Below are 17,655 nucleotides of genomic sequence, written 5' to 3'. Positions count from 1 at the left end.
CAAAAGGGGTAAAAAAGGAGGAATTTTGCAGCGAATGTGGGAAATGACGTCTCCTGTGGGGGGTGAAACCAAATTGGCGTTTCAATGGATGGGGGCAGGATTATCAGTGGCGGATGATGCCCAGGCTGAAGGCTTTTACAACCGCTTGTCTGCGGTTGTGGACATTCATTTTCTGGTAAATGTTTTTCAAGTGTGATTTTACGGTCTGAGCTGAAACAAATAGCTTGTCTGCAATTTCTTTGTTGGACAGCCGCTGGGTCAGAAGCTCTATAACCGCCAGCTCTCGATTGCTCAGGGGGTCCACCAAAGGATCCAGCAGGAGATTATTGGGGGGGGAGGGAAAAAGCGTCACAGCAGCAGGCGCCATGACATCGGCCCCATCTTCCCCTGGCACCTGTTTTTCATCCCTGAAAACCGCCAGAAGTTTATTAATATAGTCAAGACAAGTTTTTTCCGCTTGCAGGCGTTTGAGCAGGTCTGCCATTGGAGGGCCCAGATCCACAAAGGTGCGGATGAATCCGCCGGGTTCTCCCAGCGTCAGTGCCTGGTTCAGCTGTTTTAGTGCAGCCGCTTTTTTCCCCTGCTTGCACAAAAACACTGCCTGCAGCGCCAGAACCTGAACCAGAAAGCTTACATTGTGGGTTGACTCGCCAAATTTTTTCCACTCGTTCAATTGTTTCTCGGCTTCCTGATCATTTTCAGGCGTGTCCAGAGCAATGAGCGCCTTTATCAATGTGAGTTGTGGATAATAATCAAAATAAAACGGAGGAAACAGGTTAAAATTAACACCGGACATGAGTCGTTTAATTTCAGTTGTTCGTCCTTGACGAAGGGCCAGCTCAATTTGAAAACAATGACCCAGATCAATGGTTACGGGATTGTCCGATTCTATCCCCTGGGTGATGACCGAGTCTACCAGACGATCTGCTTCTTCTGCCTGCCCCTGTTCCAGATAGATCAGCGCCCTTGTGTAAGCGCTGATGCAGAAAAAAACGACTCTTACAACATAACGGTATTCCAAAACGATATCCAGATACGCTGTTGCCTTGTTAAAATTATCCTGACGATAATGGATACCCCCTAAAAGATGGAGGGCATTAACCATGGACTGTTTGTGGCGCTGGTTTTCGCTCAGCAGAAAGGCTTTAAACGCATTTTGCTCGGCGGCACGAAGATCCCCATCCATTTTGTGAACAAGGCACACACAAAGATACGGCACCCATGCACAAAATCTTTGAAACGTTGACGGCTGATTTAAGATATCATGGACAATCTGAATCGCGCCGGCAGAGTCGCCGGTCATTTGCAGGGACAATGAATTCCAAATCACGGCATAATGTTTCCAGGCACGGGCCTTGGAAGAAAGCAGTTCCAATGCCTTTTGGGAACTGACAATGGCAAGTTCCGGCTGACCAGAGAAAAACTGTAGTTCAGCCACCAGGGTAAAGTATTCACCTTGGGCCTGGGCATACGCCTCGGAATCGGTCGGGAGGCTTGAAAGAAGCGATTCTATACTGGGCAGGATCTCATTTATTTTTTGGAGGTTCCCGCAGAAATCATAATAAAGCCCTTTTGCCAGCAGCAATAAAGGCCGGGTGGCAACGATGTCCGGTGGGAGCTGTTGAATCCAGTGATTCAGTCGATGCCACTGATCGGTTTCGATCAGGTCATAGCGGTGCTGCTCTGTTAATTCTACAGCGTAGGGTATGTCATTGGCGGCAATGGCATGGGAAAGCGCCTCATCTATCAGATCATTTTTGGCAAACCATCTGCCGGCCCGAAGGTGAAACAAACAGATTTCCTTGGAATTGAATCTTTGCTTCAGCCGCCGCTGGAGAAGTTCCTGAAACAGATGATGATATCGAAACCAACGATTTTCCATGTCCAGGGAAATGACAAAGAGATTGTTCTTCCGGAGTTTGGCCAGCAGGGTGGTGCCGGCGGTCGGGCCCGGGTCCGATGGGGCGGCAGGTTCCATCAGTGCCGTGCACAAAGGCTCACAAAACCGGTCCAGGATCGCCGTTGCAACCAGCAGGTCCACCATCTTCGTCGACAATTGGGCCAGCGCCTCTGTGGCAAGATAATCCACGACGGCTGCAAACCCGCCTTCAAGACCTGCCAACAACCGGTCAATATCTCCTGAATATTTTATAGACTGGGACATGAGACGCATCCCCGCAGGCCAGCCTTCAAGCTTGTTCTGGATACGGGCGGCTGTTTTTTCTTCCACCGAAAGACCCATGTTTTTTAAAAAGACGCCTGTCTCCGCCACCGTAAACTGCAACTCTGAAATGCCGATTTCATTGATTTGCCCCTTTCCTCGAAGCGCACTGGTCAGCAGGACCGGGTCACGCCGGGTCAAAATCATCAGATGCAGCTGCCGGGGAGGGTAGGTCAGAAATGCCCCCATCAGTTCATGCACTTTTTTGTCACGTATCAGATGATAGTCATCCAGGACAAGAATGAAGGGTTCCTGAATTTTGTCCAGGTCATTTAAAAGGTAGCGGGCCACAACCGATATCGCCGGAAGCACCTGGGCCGACAGCAATGACTGGGTTTTCGTGCATGTTCCGGGAAACGCATTCTGGATGGCTGCCAGCAAATAGCTTAAAAATACGCCGGGGTCATTTTCATTTTCATCCAAAGACACCCATGCGGAGGGGCCATCCCACGCTTCCAGCCAAAGGCTTGCCATGGTAGTCTTGCCATAGCCTGCAGCCGAAGAAACAAGGGTCACCGGCCGGTGCCGTAATTCTTCCAGCCGTGCGACCATGTCAACTCTGGGCACAAGATCCGGGGAAATCTGAGGACGGTGCAGCTTGGTCCGCAAAATCGGGGTGGCGTCATCGGGTACCCAGCTCTCTTTTGCATCGTCCTTTAAAAAATCGGATGGAATAACACTAGAAATCGTTTTGCACAGGTACACCTTACCTTGCATCACTTGACGAATACCGGTTATGATCTCATCATTGACCCTTTTTTTGTGGAGATATCCCATGGCACCGGCTCTGAGCATTTGTGTGACCGAGTCCCTGCCAGTACGGCGAGACAGGACCATCACCTTTGTGTCCGGGCAGTCTCTGGCCATCTGTCTTATGGCCTCCGCCCCGTTTAAACCTGCCATGGTGGTATCGATGATCGCCACATCTGCAGACAGTTTCACGACATTCTCTGGTAACCGCTTTTCATCTCCCACCTCTCCGACCACACTCAGGTCTGCCTGGTCTTTAATAATCAGGCAAAGTTCTGTTACCAAGGAGGACTCACCAGCGATCAAAATGGAAATATTTTTCATGGCGGGGTTTACTCCAGTATCCCGAGGGGGATGGGCAACGACGTAAGAAAGACGGGTGTTTTGTCCTGGAATTGATACAACTCAAGGGGAAACATATACTGGCGCCTGATGTTGAACAGCTTGGAACCGCTGAAATAGGCCGTCCCCATAACCCCTTCCCAGGTCATGGTTTCAAGATGCCTGGCAATGATATCAGGATCAAAGCTCTGGGTCTCCACAATGGCCTTGGTGAGGCAGGGTACAAGATCGTACTGAGGCCAGATATTGCCGTCCCATTCATCCGCCCCCCATTTGGCCACAAACCGGTCATAGATATCTTTCTGTTTGGGTGTTTTGGCATCCGGTGGCACAAGCGTCATATAGGCATTTTCAGCATGGGGTCCGGCGATTTTAAGGACCTGTTCCGGATCAGGCCCCCATGTAAGGAGAATTGCCCCTTTATACCCCAATTCCCGGGCCTGCTTGCAGACGAGCGCCGAGCTTGTGGGATCGGTACCCCCGGTTTCGATCATATCAGGATTTTTAGCCAGAATCCGGGTGAGTATGGCACTAAAATCGGTTGATCCCCGTTCGAAGAAGGCGTCATCAATGATTTTAAGACTGCTGATATCGGCCATCATCCCGGATGCTGCAGACATTTGCCGGCCGGCAGCATCATCGGGGTTTATGCTGGCCAGGGTCTTGATGCCTTTTTTTTTCATCAAAGGGTATACCGCTGCATAGGTGCCATGGATGGAGGGGATATACCTGAAGACCAGGGGATTGTCAGGGTTGGTGACAGACTTTCCACCGCCGGCAGCATTCAGGGAAAGAATTTTATTTTCCTTCATCAGGGGGATGCAGGCCAGGGTCGGTCCTCCCCCCATGATGGACATAAACCTTACCTTGTCTGAATAAATTGCCCTGTTGGCGGCCTTGACCGCTTCGGCTGGTACGTACTTGTGATCATATTCAAGAAGATCCCATTTATAGGTCTTTCCCTTGATCTTGAATCCGCCATTGTCATTGATTTCTTCAGCCCCCAGACGGATCCCCCGGGCACTGGGGATCCCCCAGGGTGCAGCAGGTCCGCTGAGGGCGGTAATGGTGCAGAATTTGATTTTATCGGCTGCAAAGACCCCGGTTTGCCCCAGGGCAAAGAGAAACACCATCACCATAAAACAGATCTCAAATATCGACTTTATTTTTTCCATTTTCCTCACTGGTGAGAATTATTCAATCACAAGATAGATTTTTAAAAATAGAAACTTCATCCGTGACGATGAAATTATACTTAAAGCATAGACATACCACCACCCCCGACGGCAGGTCAACTCCTAATTTTTACCTAATTTTAAACGATAGTAAAAAAACTTTTTATCCGCCGAGGTAGGCTTTTTTGACATGTTCATTCCGGATAAGATCACGGGAATTTCCTTCCAGAATAATTTTACCTGTCTCAAGGACATAGCCCTTTTGGGAGATTTCAAGGCCCAATTTGGTGTTCTGCTCCACCAGCAGCACACTGACCCCTTGATGGTTGATCTCTTTTATGACCCCTGCTATTTGTCTGACCACCAACGGCGCAAGGCCCAGGGAGGGTTCATCCATCAATAATAATTTGGGGCTGCCCATGAGGGCCCGGCCGATGGCCAGCATCTGCTGTTCCCCGCCGCTAAGTGTATTGGCTTTTTGCTTTCTTCTGTCGGTCAGGAGGGGGAAACGGTCAAACATCCTTTTAATATCTGTTGAAATTGCTTTGTTTCCCCTCCTGAGATAGGCCCCCATTTCAAGATTCTCCCGGACAGTCATAAACGGGAACAGGCGTCTGTTTTCAAAAACAAAGGCAATACCGCTTTCTGCGATTTTTCTGGTGGACCATCCGTCGATCCTTTCCCGCCCAAACCAGACCTCTCCGGATGAAGGGGGTTTCAGTCCAAAAATGGTCTTTAAAATAGATGTTTTTCCACCGCCATTTGCGCCCACAAGGGAAACCACCTCTCCTTTGCCAACCCCCATGGACACGCCCCTGACCGCCTCGATCCGGTTATAATGGACCCGCAGATTTTTAACCCGTAATATTCCCATTAATCCTCCACCCCCAGATAGGCCTGGATGACCTGGGAATTTTTCTGTATCTGTGGGGGGGAACCCTGGGCGATCTTGTGCCCGAAGTTGAGCACCGAAATCCGGTCACAAAGGGCCATGACCACCCCCATGTCATGCTCCACCAAAAGAACGGTAATGTTCATTTCACGGATGGAACGGATCAGGTGCATCATGGTCTTTTTTTCTGTCGTATTCATGCCGCTGACGGGTTCATCCAGCATCAGGAGCTTGGGGTCTGCAGCAAGGGCGATCCCGATCCCCAATGCACGCTGGTGACCATGGGAAAGGTCTTTGCCAAGTTTTGCAGAATAATCTGTCAGCCCCACAAAATTAACGATAGCTGCGGCTTTTTCATCCATTTTATCTCGCTTTGCCCAGACAGAAGGAAAATTCATCAATTCCTTGATAATTCCTGGCCCAAAGGAAAGATGACATCCCATGAGCACATTTTCCATTACGGTAAAGCCCGGGAACAGGGTGTTGGACTGAAAGGTTCTCAGTATCCCTTTTTTTGCTATCTTGTTCACCCCAATCCCTGTGATATCCTCCCCACGAAAAACAACAGACCCCTTGGTGGGTTTTAAAATTCCACTCACAAGGTCGAATACCGTGGTTTTCCCTGCACCATTGGGGCCTATCAGTCCCATGATTTCACCTTCCGTCACCTCGAGATCAAGGTTGTTAACAGCCAAAAGCCCTCTGAAAAATTTAGTCAGGCCTGTCAGTTTTAACACTGGGCTGTTGATATCTTTCAAACCGATCTCCTTTTAACCAGGGATAAAATCCGTTCCGGCAGGGTGATTATCCCCCCGGGCAGAAACCGCAGAACAGCAATCAGGATAAGGCCAAAAAGGATTGGGATATATTCTTTGAAGGGCCGCAGTATCTCATCAAGACCCAGGAGGACAAAGCAGCCGAGAACAGGGCCCAGAAAAGATCCCATTCCTCCGACAACAGCATACATCACCATATATAAGGCGCTTATCATGGTAAAATCCCAGGGGCTGGCATAGGTATAATAATGGGCAGAGAAAGACCCTGCAATGCCTGCGAAAAAAGATCCCAGGGCAAAGGCCGTCACCTTATATCGTATAAGGCTTACCCCAACGGCTTCGGCAAGGAGGTCTGTCTGGGAAATTGCCCTGAGGGTCATGCCGAACCGGGACAGGTCTATGCGGCGCGCCATGGCCAGGGCTATCAGAAACAGAAAAAAGGCCAGGTAGTAAAAAGAAAGCTTTGTGGTAAAGGAGATGGTCCATCCGGCGATATGGAGGGCATCGGGTCTGGGAATACCCAAAAGTCCCTGGGGCCCTCCAAAAAGATCCTTCCACATCATCCAGATATGTCTGAAAACCTCTGTCAGGGCAAAGGTGGCCATGACAAAATAAACCCCCTTTATTCTCAGTATGGGAAAACCAATAATAACTGCCAGCAGGGCTGTCATCAAACCTGCCAGGGGCAGACACAGCCAAAAGCTTAATCCGAGCTCCATGGCCATCAGGGCTGAAAAATAAGCCCCCATCCCCATGAAACCTGCCTGGGCTGCATTGAAATATCCAGATAGAAGAACGATGCGAATCCCTAAGGTAAGGATACTCCAGATAAAAATATTGATGCAAATATGCAAAAAATAGGGATCAAGCAAAAGAGGCAACAAAAATCCCAAAAAAATAAAAACCAGGCTGACAGCAGGTTTGATGATTGATCTGCTAGGCATCATTGCCGAATAACCCCCTGGGCCTGATCATCAGAATGCCGATGAGGAGCAGGAAAACCACTACCATGGCCAGGTGTGCCCCGGCATATGTTGAGATCAGGCTTTCTGTCATCCCGATGATAAACCCGCCGATGACGGCACCGGGCAGGCTGCCCATCCCCCCCAGAATAATAACAATAAACGCTTTCATGATCGGTGCGGATCCCATGTACGGATTCACATAGAAAATGGGTCCCACCAATGCACCGCCGGCTGCTGCCAGAGCGCATCCAATGGCCATGGAAAGCGAAAAGATTAAATCGATATTAATCCCCTGGGCAGATGCTGCCTCCTGATCCTGGGCCACGGCCCTCATGGCTTTTCCCAATTTTGTTTTCCCTATGAACAGGTACAGGGCAGTGATGAAGAAAATACTTGCGACAACGGCAGCCAGTCTTTCCATGGAAAGAGAGATGCTTCCCAGTGACACCATGCCCGAAAAAGGAGAGGGAATCACTTTATCCGTGACACCGAAACAGATCAATGTTCCTGCCTGGAGGATCAGCATCAGACCCATGGAAACGAGGATGGTTGCCTGGAAATCCTCCCGAAAGGGCCGCAGAATGTATTTTTCCAGGATCACACCAAAAAGTCCCACCAATACCATGGACAGGAAAACGGCCGCAACATAACCCAGGGATTTTGATTCAATAAAAGGCAGGGGGTATTTGACGAAGAAAAACCATGTCCCAACCCCCCCCAGCATGAAAAATTCTCCGTGGGCAAAATTGACAATATGCATGATGCCGAAAATCAGGCATAACCCCGAAGCGATGAGAATAAGCACCAGGGACCCTGTCATACCGTTTACAAGTGCCTGAATGAACATCCTTTCCCCTTAACTTTTCGAAAGTATAATTTCCTTTGATTCCACTGATTAACTGCTTGAATTTATGGTCCTGGAAAAAACAATTCAAAGAATCGTCATGGGATCAAAGGGCATCCTACCCCAGGATAATCCCAAAATCAAACCAAAAGCGCTCTGTTTTTTAAATAATTTCCAGAAAGGAAAAATGGTTTTCCCCCTTTTTTACTCCATTTTGGGGGATGTTGAAGTTGGTTAAACCTTTTATAATCGCTTCAATGAAAAATCGCTGATGCTGCGCAAAAGTGGCATGCTTGAGTCGCCCCTTGAAAGTTTAACAACAAAAAAAACTAAGATGAATTTAGACGGGAGGAAAAATGAAAAAATTTAAGACACTATCTGCAGTGATCCTGGTCCTTGTCCTTTTCTTTGGCGTTACCCCATCTCCGGCAGAAACCGGCGCAGAAGAGGACTGGAAATTCGGAGCTGAGATTTATCTGTTTGGGGCTGGAATCGGAGGGCAGTCAGGCTCGGGCAGTAACCTGGATATCAATTTTGACGATATTTTAAGCGACCTTGAAATGGCCTTTATGGGGGCCGTTTCAGCGCGTAAGGGAAAGTGGTCGTTGATGACGGACCTTATTTACCTGGATGCGAAAGATTATAAGACCATCTCAGGGGTTAACACCTCTGTCGAGTTGAGTTCCTGGATTATAACTCCTTCTGTGGGGTATACGGTTCTGGAGTCGGAACAAGGCCGCCTGAATATCTTGCTGGGGGCCCGGTACCTTTATCTCGACACAGATTTGTCAGTGGGTGCAGACCAGTTTGCAGATTCCGGAAGTAATTGGGATGGAATCATTGGTATCCAGGGACAGGTGAACCTGAACAAAAACTGGTATCTGCCCTATTACCTGGACATCGGTACCGGGGATTCTGAAATGACCTGGCAGGCCAATGCGGGGGTCGGTTACCGGTTCAGCAAATGTGATGTGGTGGTTTCCTACCGGTATCTTGATTGGGAGTTTGATGACGGTGATGCCATTGACAATATGAATATCAGTGGTCCGATGATAGGGGTCAAGTTCTTTTTTTAATTTTAAATGCAGCGTTTCAGGAAAGAAGTAACCATCCATACATTAATTTTAAAGGAGTAGATTCATGAAAATTCAAAAGATTGGATTAACGATTATTGGCGTATTGTGTGCAGTGATGTTGGTGTCTTCCCTGGTGTATGCCGATACCCAAGGCGGGGTTAAGGTCGGTACCCTTACCATCAAGGCAATCCCCGGGACAGGCCACAATCTCATTGTTCATTCTTCTGTGCATCTGGATGCGGTTTTCACAGATGCTGCCGGAAACAAAGAGTACTACATTGGTGAAATGGGCATCGGGCTCGGGATTGATGTAAACTATAAGAAAATGGAAGAGCTGGGCTATGTAGTATTTTCACCCTCCTCGGATTACAAAACCGGGTCCTATGCACTCCAGGGTAAATACTTTGGTGCTGATGCATCGGCCACAGTGGTCGGCGGAGTCTCTGTTAAAGTGATGCTGGGCGGATCTGACAAAAGCTTTACCCTGCAGCCCCTGGCCCTGGGGGTGAATACAGGTGTTGGTGCAGCCGGGGGAATCGGATACCTTTTCCTTCAGAAGGACCCTAAAAAATAAGGTCAACCGGACATGGCCCGGTTCCTTCAAAGGTCCGGGCCTCTAAACAAACCAAAAAGGAAAGCCTCTCAAATGAACCAAACACGGTTTTATTTAATCAAAAATTTTGTTCGCCATCTCTCTTTGATGGTGTCATGCCCGGAAGGTTGACTTAAAGGATCTTAAGGGAATCGATGATTTACCCGGCCATTTTACCAAAGGAGATGCAAAATGCGAAACATACATTTTGTACTGTGTCTGGCATACTTCGCCATGACCATTTCAGGGTGTGCCAATTTCACTGCAGTGGACAAGCCTTTAGCCTCCTTGGCGCCGGATGATGCGAGCCGCATTGGCAGGCAAATGGCAGGTAACCGCTCCGGGAAACTGCTGGTCCTGGTGGCCTTTTCAGGGGGGGGCACCCGAGCCGCTTCCTTTGCCTATGGCGCCCTTAAAGCGCTTGCAGCAACCAAGATAACAACAAAGAAGGGGGAAAGATCCCTGGTGCATGAGATTGACGTGATCTCTTCGGTTTCAGGCGGGAGTTTTACCTCGGCGTATTACGGACTGCGGGGGGATCAGATTTTCAATGATTTTGAAGACCGCTTCCTCAAAAAAAATGTTGAGGGTGCTCTTATCGCCCGGGTTTTCAATCCGATCAACTGGATTCAACTTTTGAGTTCAAGTTATGGAAAGTCTGATCTGGCAGCCGAATACTACGACAAAATTATCTTTGACAAGGCGACGTTTTCAGATCTGAATCGGCCGGATGCCCCCCTCGTAATAATTAACAGCACCGATCTTACCACCGGTGTCCGCTTTGCCTTTACCCGGGGCATGTTTGATATTATCTGCGCAGACCTCGATCAGTACCCATTGTCCCGGGCCGTTGCCGCCTCATCAGCGGTGCCGGTTGTTTTCTCTCCCATTACCATCAAAAGCTATGCCGGCAGCTGCGGGTCAAAGCCGCCCCCATGGCTGGAAGCGGCAAAAAAAGACCCAGAAAGCACATTCAGAAAACTCGAGGCAGGCTCGCTTGAGGAATATTTCGATAAAAATAAGCGGCCCTGGATGCACCTGGTCGACGGCGGCATCTCAGACAACCTCGGATTACGGACCTATTACAACACAGTGAGTCTCATGGGGGGCCCTCAGAATGCCTTTGAGGCATTTGACCATCCCGACCTTGAGCAGATTCTCATCATCTCGGTGAACGCCCACGCCAGACCAAAGGCGGACTGGGCCTTGGGAAGGAATATGCCATCATTGGCAAATGTGATCGGCAGCATCAGTTCGACCCAGATTGATCGGTACAGTGCCGATACCCTCGACATCGTACACTATGCCTATAAGAAATGGACGGAACAGGTTTCTACCCCGGAGCACCCCTTAACGTTAAACTTTGTTGAAGTAAATTTTGAATCGGTAAAAGACGATGCCGAGCGTGAATTCCTTAACAACATCGGCACAAGCTTTGATCTCAAGGACGAGGAGGTCGACCACCTCATTTCAGCCGCTGGAAAAGTGCTGCAGGAATCCCCGGAGTTTCAGGCGTTTCTCAACCGCAACAGAGGCGGGGAGTCTGGGACTGGGTCGAACCAGGATAAATGAATGGGCCAAATGAATAGACTAAATGAATATACAATGATCCAGTCTACATTAAAAGGAGAAGAATCATGCCCCCGGCAAACGATCCGTTAAGCGCAAGCATCCTTGCTATTATGTATTTTGGTGATGTGGTGTTTGCCGTCAGCGGAGCCCTGAACGCGGCCCGGCGCCGCATGGATGTCATGGGCTTTGTGCTCATCGGGACCATTACCGGCATTGGCGGGGGGACCCTTCGGGATTTGCTCCTGGGCCGTACGGTCTGGTGGACCCAAAATCCCCTTGAGCTGCTGTTGTGTGTGGCAGCGGCACTTTTTACTTTCCTTTTTATCAAGGTCGATATCACCCAGGACAAGTGGATGGTCTGGTCCGATGCATTGGGCCTGGCCTGCTTTGGTGTCGTGGGATGCCATACCGCACTGGCCTTTGGCGCCCCGGTTTTTATTGCCGTGTTCCTCGGAATGGTGACGGCAACCGGCGGCGGGGTGATCCGGGATACCCTCACCCAGACCCAGCCCATGATTTTATGCGGTGAGGTCTATGCCACGGCTGCTTTGGCAGGATCACTGGGCTATGTATTGTTGGTGCACCTGGCGCTGCCCGAAGGAATCGCTGAGTTTACAGCGGTTTTGCTGGCCTTTTCTATCAGGGCTGCAGCCATTATTTTCAATATTCAAATGGGACCGCCCGGCGAGTTCATCCGCATTAAGGGTCGGAACAAACAAAAGAACAAATAAAAGGAGAAATAAAATGACTCAAAAAAAAGCATCAAAGAAGAGCACTGGAATCCAAGGTGATGTGCGACTGGTCATGTCTGAACCCAACGAACCTGTGGAAGGCCAGAAAGCTGTATTGTTTCCAAACGTCTCCATTTTTGACGGAACCAGCGAAATGCTTAAAAAAGAGATGCATGTCCTGGTTGTCGACAACAAAATCACAAAAATATCTAAAGAACCGATAAAGGCGGAGCCGGGGACCACCGTCCTGAAAACCACACCGGGCCAGGTATTGATGCCGGGACTCATCGACGCTCACTACCACTTGAACGCCTCCAGGATTAGCCAGCGCGACCTCATGGGTCAACATGAATCATATATGTATGCCATGACGATAGCAGAGTGCGAGAACAATCTCATGCAGGGCGTCACGACTGTAAGAGATATGGCCGGTCCCCTGTATGGCATCCAGAAAGCTATTGATGAAGATGATCTGAAAGGCCCGCGAATTTATGTCTGCGGCCCGATGATTTCCCAGATTGGTGGACATGGTGACTTCCGATCAAAAGGTCAATTAGCTAATGACAAAGTAGCTATGAGCGGTACCACTGCTGTCACAACCGGAGCTGACGGTGTAATGGCGGAGGCACGGGAAGCAATGCGTCTGGGCGCCAGTTTCATAAAAATCGCAATAAGTGGGGGCTATGCTTCACCGTCTGATCCCTTATTAGGATGTCAATTCAGCTTGGCTGAAATGGAGGCCGCTGTTGAAGTTGCCACGGATTATGGAACATATGTTGCTGCCCATGGTTATTCTGTTGAAGCGGTTAACCGCGCACTGGATGCAGGAGTCATGTCCATCGAGCATGGACACCTCATTGACGAAGCCACCATGGAACGTATGGCTAAAATGGGAGCCTGGCTCAGCACGCAGCCCTTCACCGATCGCTCTCATCCCTGGTTCAGCGATATACAGAACGAGAAGATGTCTCAGGTAGCAGACGGATGCGATCTGCTGTTTGAAACCGCAAAAAAAATCCCGGAATTGAATGTCGCGTGGGGATCTGACCTATTCTTCTCAAGAGACGAAACCGACCAGCATGTTGCCGAACAGCTCTGCAATCGAATGCAGCGGTGGTACACACCCGCACAAGCACTTAAGCTGGCCACCGGCAACGCTGGTAGATGCTGCAAGCTTGCCGGAAGGTGCGACCCCTATCCCGGCAAACTGGGAGTAATCGAGGAAGACGCATACGCCGACATGCTGCTCGTTCAAGGAAACCCCCTGGAAAAACTCGAAGTCATCGGGGACAGGGACAACCTCAAAATCATCATGAAGGACGGCAAGATCTACAAGAACACGCTTTAAAAAAGTAAATGGAATGTCTGTCAAACTAACATCAAAAAAAGAGATTAAAAAAATGAAAAAACAATTAAGAGCACTTCTAACTGGATTCTTTACTGAGACCAACACATATGTTGCCGAAGGGACCATTGCTTCGTTCACACGTACACCAGGAGATGACATTCTCAAGCAGAATCGCGGGGTGAACAGCACCTTAGGCGCTTATATCAATTATTGTGAAGAGCACGACGTTGAAATGGTCAACGGCGCTTCATATCTGGGTAATCCAGCAGGGCTTCTAAAAAACGAAGACTATCAGACAATGAAAGCTGACATTATGGATGGCGCAAAGAAAGCCGGTCCCATCGACTTGCTTATGCTCTATTTTCATGGAGCAGCTTGTGTTGACGGTGTTGCTGATCCAGAGCTGGATATTACCAATGGTTTGAAAGAGATTCTCGGTGATGACATCACCATCTTGGCCCTTGCAATGGATCTTCATGGCAAATGCAGTGATGAATTAAACAAAACAGTTGACCTTCTGTCTTCAGTGCACATGTATCCCCACATTGATTATTTTAACCGTGCTACTGAACTTATGTCCTATCTACCGAAAGTTTTAGATGGCAGTATCAAAGTTACCCGTCACGTTGAGTTCCTGCCACTTATCTTTGGTCCAACCACAACAATGAATGGCATCGGAGCGGGCATACTTTCAAAACTCACTGAAATTAACGCAAGGCCAGATATCATGGATATCAGTTACATGCATGGGTTTCCCTATGCTGACCATAAGTTCACAGGGGGGTACATAATGGTAACCACCGACAACGATATGGCACTGGCAAAGAAGGAAGCAGTTGCCTTTGGTGAATGGATATGGGCACAGAGGGAAGAGTTGAACACACCTCAAATGACCACTGAACAAGCTGTGCAAGCTGTAATCCAGGAATTGCAGACGACTGAAGACTATAAGCCCCGCCCCAAAATAGATCTTGATAGACTGGCCACGGACGAAGCCTATCAAGATAAATTAGCAGAAGAAGCCATAGATACCTCCTTTGGATTTGTTCCTGACTGGACGAAAAAGCCTATCGTTGTCAACGATACTGCTGATAATCCCGGTGGTGGAACCGGCGGCGCCGACACACATGTGCTACGTAAGTTTTTAGAAGCAAACATTGAAAGATCAGCCTTCATCGGCATAACAGATCCAGTCGTAGCAAAGCAAGCCCAGGAAGCCGGCGTAGGATCAATAATCAAAGTAAGTCTTGGAGGAACGCCTGTTTCTGGAATCGAGCTCGATGGTGAGCCCATTGTAGCAAAGGCCTATGTAAAACAGATATCCGATGGCCGTGTGACTAACCGCATTGTTGTTGCAGGAACACGATGGGATGTAGGAATTTCTGCAACCCTTATTATCGGCGGAATGACCATAACTGTCACAACCTCGGCATGGCAATCCTTCGACAATTCTCTGGCACTCAATGGAGGAATTGATCCGAGGGATTACAAGTTGGTCATTGTAAAGAGTTCCGCACACTTCCGTGCTTATTACACTCCGATTGCCGACAAGATTTTCACAGCCGATGGTCCCGGTGGAACGACTACAATTGTAACAAATTTCACCCCCAAAAATCTCCGTGGTCCTATTTACCCCTGGGATCCTTCAACAAAATATCCGGGGTAATCGGCCGTCAGGTTGCGTGAAGGCCGTGGCATAAACGGTCTTCATCAAATGCAGGGGAAGAGATCAAAAAAAACTAAAACTAACTTCAGAAAAAAGGAGAACAAAATGGGAAACAGACATCCAAATCCACATTCCGACAACAAGGGGCCACATGCGTCTCTTATGAATGAACACTTAACACTCATCAAAAACATCAGCATCTTTGATGGAAGATCAGAAGACCTGATCAAAGGAAAAGATGTAGTTCTACTCGATAACACAATTGAAAAAATCATCCCGGCAGGAAGCAGTAATGAGGGTGAGTATGGAAAGGTTATCGATGGCAAACATGGATACCTTTCACCCGGCATTATCGACAATCATTTACATCTAATGATGGGCGTGTCACAGGCAGAGTTTTTCAATGGCCCTTTCCAGTATGTCACCTGTATGGCTGTTCGTGAGGCGGAAGACATGCTCATGCGCGGGGTTACTACCTGCCGTGATGTGGGTGGCAATGTCTTTGGATTAAGGAAAGCGATCAACACTGGAATGTTGCCCGGCCCCAGGATCTATGGATCGGGCGGTTTGATTTCACAGTATTCGGGCCATGTTGATTTTCGCAACCCTAATGATATGCCCAAGGAATGGGGTGGCCCCATTAGTACCGTGGAGCGTTCTGAAATGAATTGCGGTATTCTGGCCACAGGTGTCGACCAGGTGACGGCTGCTGCACGTCATAATCTCTACCTTGGTGCGGATTTTATAAAGATTGCCAACGGCGGGGGTGTCTCCTCCTTTACCGATCCGCTTTATGTTAATGAGTTCTTTGAGGAAGAAACCAGAGCCGCGGTAAGGGTAGCCGAAGACTACGGCACCTATGTGGCAACCCATGTGTTTAATCCTGTCGGTATCAAAAGAGCACTCAATGCAGGGGTCAAGACCATTGAGCATGCCCACCTCATCGATGAAGAAGCCATGGAATTGCTCGTAGGAAAAGAGGCCATCCTCTCTCCACAGGTGTATGTTTTCGCAATGTTGAAGCCTCTCTACACCGATGCGGTTCGCGCTGGAAAACTTAAGACAGCCCTTGATGGTATGGACAATATGTTCAAGCTGGCCAAGAAATACAAGGCCAAGATCGTGTATGGCACGGACCTGCTTTTCGATTACGAAGGAAGGAAGGACCAGCTCAAAGACCTCACGCTCAGAAAGCCGTGGTTCACCTCCGGGGAAATCATGATCCAGGCCACCGGAAACGCCGGCGATTGTGTAGCGCTTTCCGGGAAGCGAAATATATACGGAAAACTCGGCGTAATTGAAGAAGGCGCCATGGCCGATGTTCTGATCTATAACCAGAATCCCATTGAAGACGTGGCCGTTGTTGAAAATCACGAAAACACCCTGAAGCTGATCATCAAAGACGGGAAGATTTTTAAGAACACCTTATAAACAAAGGAACGCACATGAGCGAACAAGAACAGATCCCCGAAATTGAATTTGGTGAGGCCTGTAATTTTATCATCAAACTTGGCAAGACCGCCCACAGCTATGGGTCAACAGCAGGTCGGCTTGAGGTCTACCTGACCCGGATGACAGCAGCACTTGGGTTCCAGGGGGCCTTCCGTATTTCCGTTTCAGAAATGTTCTGTGCCTTCCAGGAAAAGGAAGACCAGCCCCAGCAAATGCGTATGGAAATAATGCCCGGGGCTGGCCTTGACCTTTCCAAGCTGGCCCTGGTGGGGGAACTGGTTGACGAGATTGAAGCCAAAAAGGTTTCTTTTGCCCAGGCATCGGCCCGTCTGGATGAGATCAGCAAAACAAAGGTCCCCTGGGGCATCGCTGCAAGTGCCCTGGGGTATGCCTTTGTTGGTGCCGGGATTGCCGTGCTCTTCTCCCTTACCTGGTGGGATCTCTTTTTTTCAATCCTGTTCAGCCTGGTGGTCTACGGCATGGTCCTGGCTTCCAGCAGTTTTGGACAACGGACAGCCCAATGGCTTCCCCTATCAACCTCCTTTGTGGTGGCGGCCCTGGCGGCTGTCACAAAAAGTTTCCTGCCCCAGCTGAACCTGGTGATGGTGATTCTGGCGGCCATTGTTGTGCTCCTGCCCGGGTACACCATCAGCCTGGGGCTCATCGAACTTGTGGGCCGCCATGTGCTCAGCGGAACGGCCAACCTCATGTCAGGGATGGTATATCTTGCCAAGCAGATTGCCGGTGCCTGGCTGGGGGCATCCCTTGTCATGGCCCTTGTGCCCAGCCCCGGTGCCGCCCCTGGCATGCCGGTTAATCCCCACTGGCTCTGGCTGTTTATGCCGCTGCTTATTTTTGGGCTGTGTGTGGTGTTTCAGACCGCAAGGCGGGATCTTTTCTGGGCAGCCTTTGGGTGCGCCCTGGCCTATGGGGGAATTCTGCTGGGAAGTGCCATCACAGGGGGAAACCTGGGCAATCTTCTGGGCACCATCATTGCGGTGGTCTTTGCCAACCTCTGGGCCCGTAAGACACGGCGTCCCACATCCATTGTACTGCTGCCGGCCATCATTTTACTGGTGAGCGGTAGCATTGGATTCCGGGGACTGGCAGCCATGACCACAGGCCAGATCGCCACAGGAGAGCAGCAGTTTTTTCAGATGTTTGTGGTGGCCCTGACCATTGCGGCAGGATTGCTCATTGGAAACACCATCATCCAGCCCAAGGTCACACTTTGATCAATCACACCTTGAACA

At 49.3% G+C, this 17,655-nt stretch carries 14 protein-coding genes; 8 read left to right on the top strand and 6 right to left on the bottom strand.

Going from position 1 to position 17,655, the window contains the following annotated elements:
* Window positions 1-103: 103 nt before the first annotated feature.
* From ACZ45G_RS30690 to ACZ45G_RS30665, 6 genes are all read right to left on the bottom strand, one after another.
* Complete coding sequence (locus ACZ45G_RS30690; protein WP_464174446.1) at window positions 104-3,295, bottom strand: LuxR C-terminal-related transcriptional regulator; 3,192 nt, start codon at window positions 3,293-3,295, stop codon at window positions 104-106.
* A gap of 8 nt (window positions 3,296-3,303) precedes the next feature.
* Window positions 3,304-4,488, bottom strand: a complete 1,185-nt coding sequence (locus ACZ45G_RS30685) for an ABC transporter substrate-binding protein (protein WP_464174445.1) — start codon at window positions 4,486-4,488, stop codon at window positions 3,304-3,306.
* Window positions 4,489-4,651: 163 nt separating this feature from the next.
* On the bottom strand, window positions 4,652-5,362 hold the full coding sequence (locus ACZ45G_RS30680; protein ID WP_464174444.1) for an ABC transporter ATP-binding protein: 711 nt from the start codon (window positions 5,360-5,362) through the stop codon (window positions 4,652-4,654).
* A complete protein-coding gene (locus ACZ45G_RS30675) occupies window positions 5,362-6,138 on the bottom strand; it encodes an ABC transporter ATP-binding protein (protein ID WP_464174442.1) in 777 nt (258 codons plus the stop codon). Before ACZ45G_RS30675 ends, ACZ45G_RS30680 begins: the two co-directional genes overlap by 1 nt.
* Window positions 6,135-7,103, bottom strand: a complete 969-nt coding sequence (locus tag ACZ45G_RS30670; protein ID WP_464174441.1) for a branched-chain amino acid ABC transporter permease — start codon at window positions 7,101-7,103, stop codon at window positions 6,135-6,137. Before ACZ45G_RS30670 ends, ACZ45G_RS30675 begins: the two co-directional genes overlap by 4 nt.
* On the bottom strand, window positions 7,093-7,968 hold the full coding sequence (locus ACZ45G_RS30665) for a branched-chain amino acid ABC transporter permease (RefSeq protein WP_464174439.1): 876 nt from the start codon (window positions 7,966-7,968) through the stop codon (window positions 7,093-7,095). The genes ACZ45G_RS30670 and ACZ45G_RS30665 overlap by 11 nt, the downstream gene beginning before the upstream one ends.
* Before the next feature lie 353 nt (window positions 7,969-8,321).
* Here ACZ45G_RS30665 and ACZ45G_RS30660 point away from each other — a divergent pair, with 353 nt between their 5' ends.
* From ACZ45G_RS30660 to ACZ45G_RS30625, 8 genes are all read left to right on the top strand, one after another.
* Entirely contained in the window at window positions 8,322-9,041 is a 720-nt protein-coding gene (locus ACZ45G_RS30660) for a hypothetical protein (protein WP_464174438.1), read from the top strand.
* 64 nt (window positions 9,042-9,105) lie between these two features.
* The gene (locus tag ACZ45G_RS30655; protein ID WP_464174437.1) at window positions 9,106-9,615 is read left to right on the top strand and encodes a DUF992 domain-containing protein; all 510 of its coding nucleotides are present in this window, start codon (window positions 9,106-9,108) and stop codon (window positions 9,613-9,615) included.
* 210 nt (window positions 9,616-9,825) lie between these two features.
* Window positions 9,826-11,205: a patatin-like phospholipase family protein gene (locus ACZ45G_RS30650; RefSeq protein WP_464174436.1), complete on the top strand. Its 1,380-nt coding sequence runs from the start codon at window positions 9,826-9,828 to the stop codon at window positions 11,203-11,205.
* A gap of 65 nt (window positions 11,206-11,270) precedes the next feature.
* Window positions 11,271-11,936: a trimeric intracellular cation channel family protein gene (locus tag ACZ45G_RS30645; RefSeq protein WP_464174435.1), complete on the top strand. Its 666-nt coding sequence runs from the start codon at window positions 11,271-11,273 to the stop codon at window positions 11,934-11,936.
* Window positions 11,937-11,949: 13 nt separating this feature from the next.
* Entirely contained in the window at window positions 11,950-13,284 is a 1,335-nt protein-coding gene (locus ACZ45G_RS30640; protein WP_464174434.1) for a metal-dependent hydrolase family protein, read from the top strand.
* 13 nt (window positions 13,285-13,297) lie between these two features.
* Window positions 13,298-14,950 carry a M81 family metallopeptidase gene (locus tag ACZ45G_RS30635; RefSeq protein WP_464174433.1) on the top strand — a complete coding sequence of 551 codons (1,653 nt, stop codon included), beginning with the start codon at window positions 13,298-13,300 and terminating at the stop codon, window positions 14,948-14,950.
* A gap of 105 nt (window positions 14,951-15,055) precedes the next feature.
* Window positions 15,056-16,381: a metal-dependent hydrolase family protein gene (locus tag ACZ45G_RS30630; protein ID WP_464174432.1), complete on the top strand. Its 1,326-nt coding sequence runs from the start codon at window positions 15,056-15,058 to the stop codon at window positions 16,379-16,381.
* Window positions 16,382-16,395: 14 nt separating this feature from the next.
* Window positions 16,396-17,637 (top strand): threonine/serine exporter family protein, encoded by a 1,242-nt coding sequence (locus tag ACZ45G_RS30625; RefSeq protein ID WP_464174431.1) that lies wholly within the window; start codon window positions 16,396-16,398, stop codon window positions 17,635-17,637.
* The last annotated feature ends 18 nt before the right edge of the window (window positions 17,638-17,655 follow it).

This window comes from Desulfoconvexum algidum, assembly GCF_055382125.1.
The sequence above is the reverse complement of the archived record's forward strand: the minus strand, read 5'-3'. Positions and strand labels throughout refer to the sequence as shown.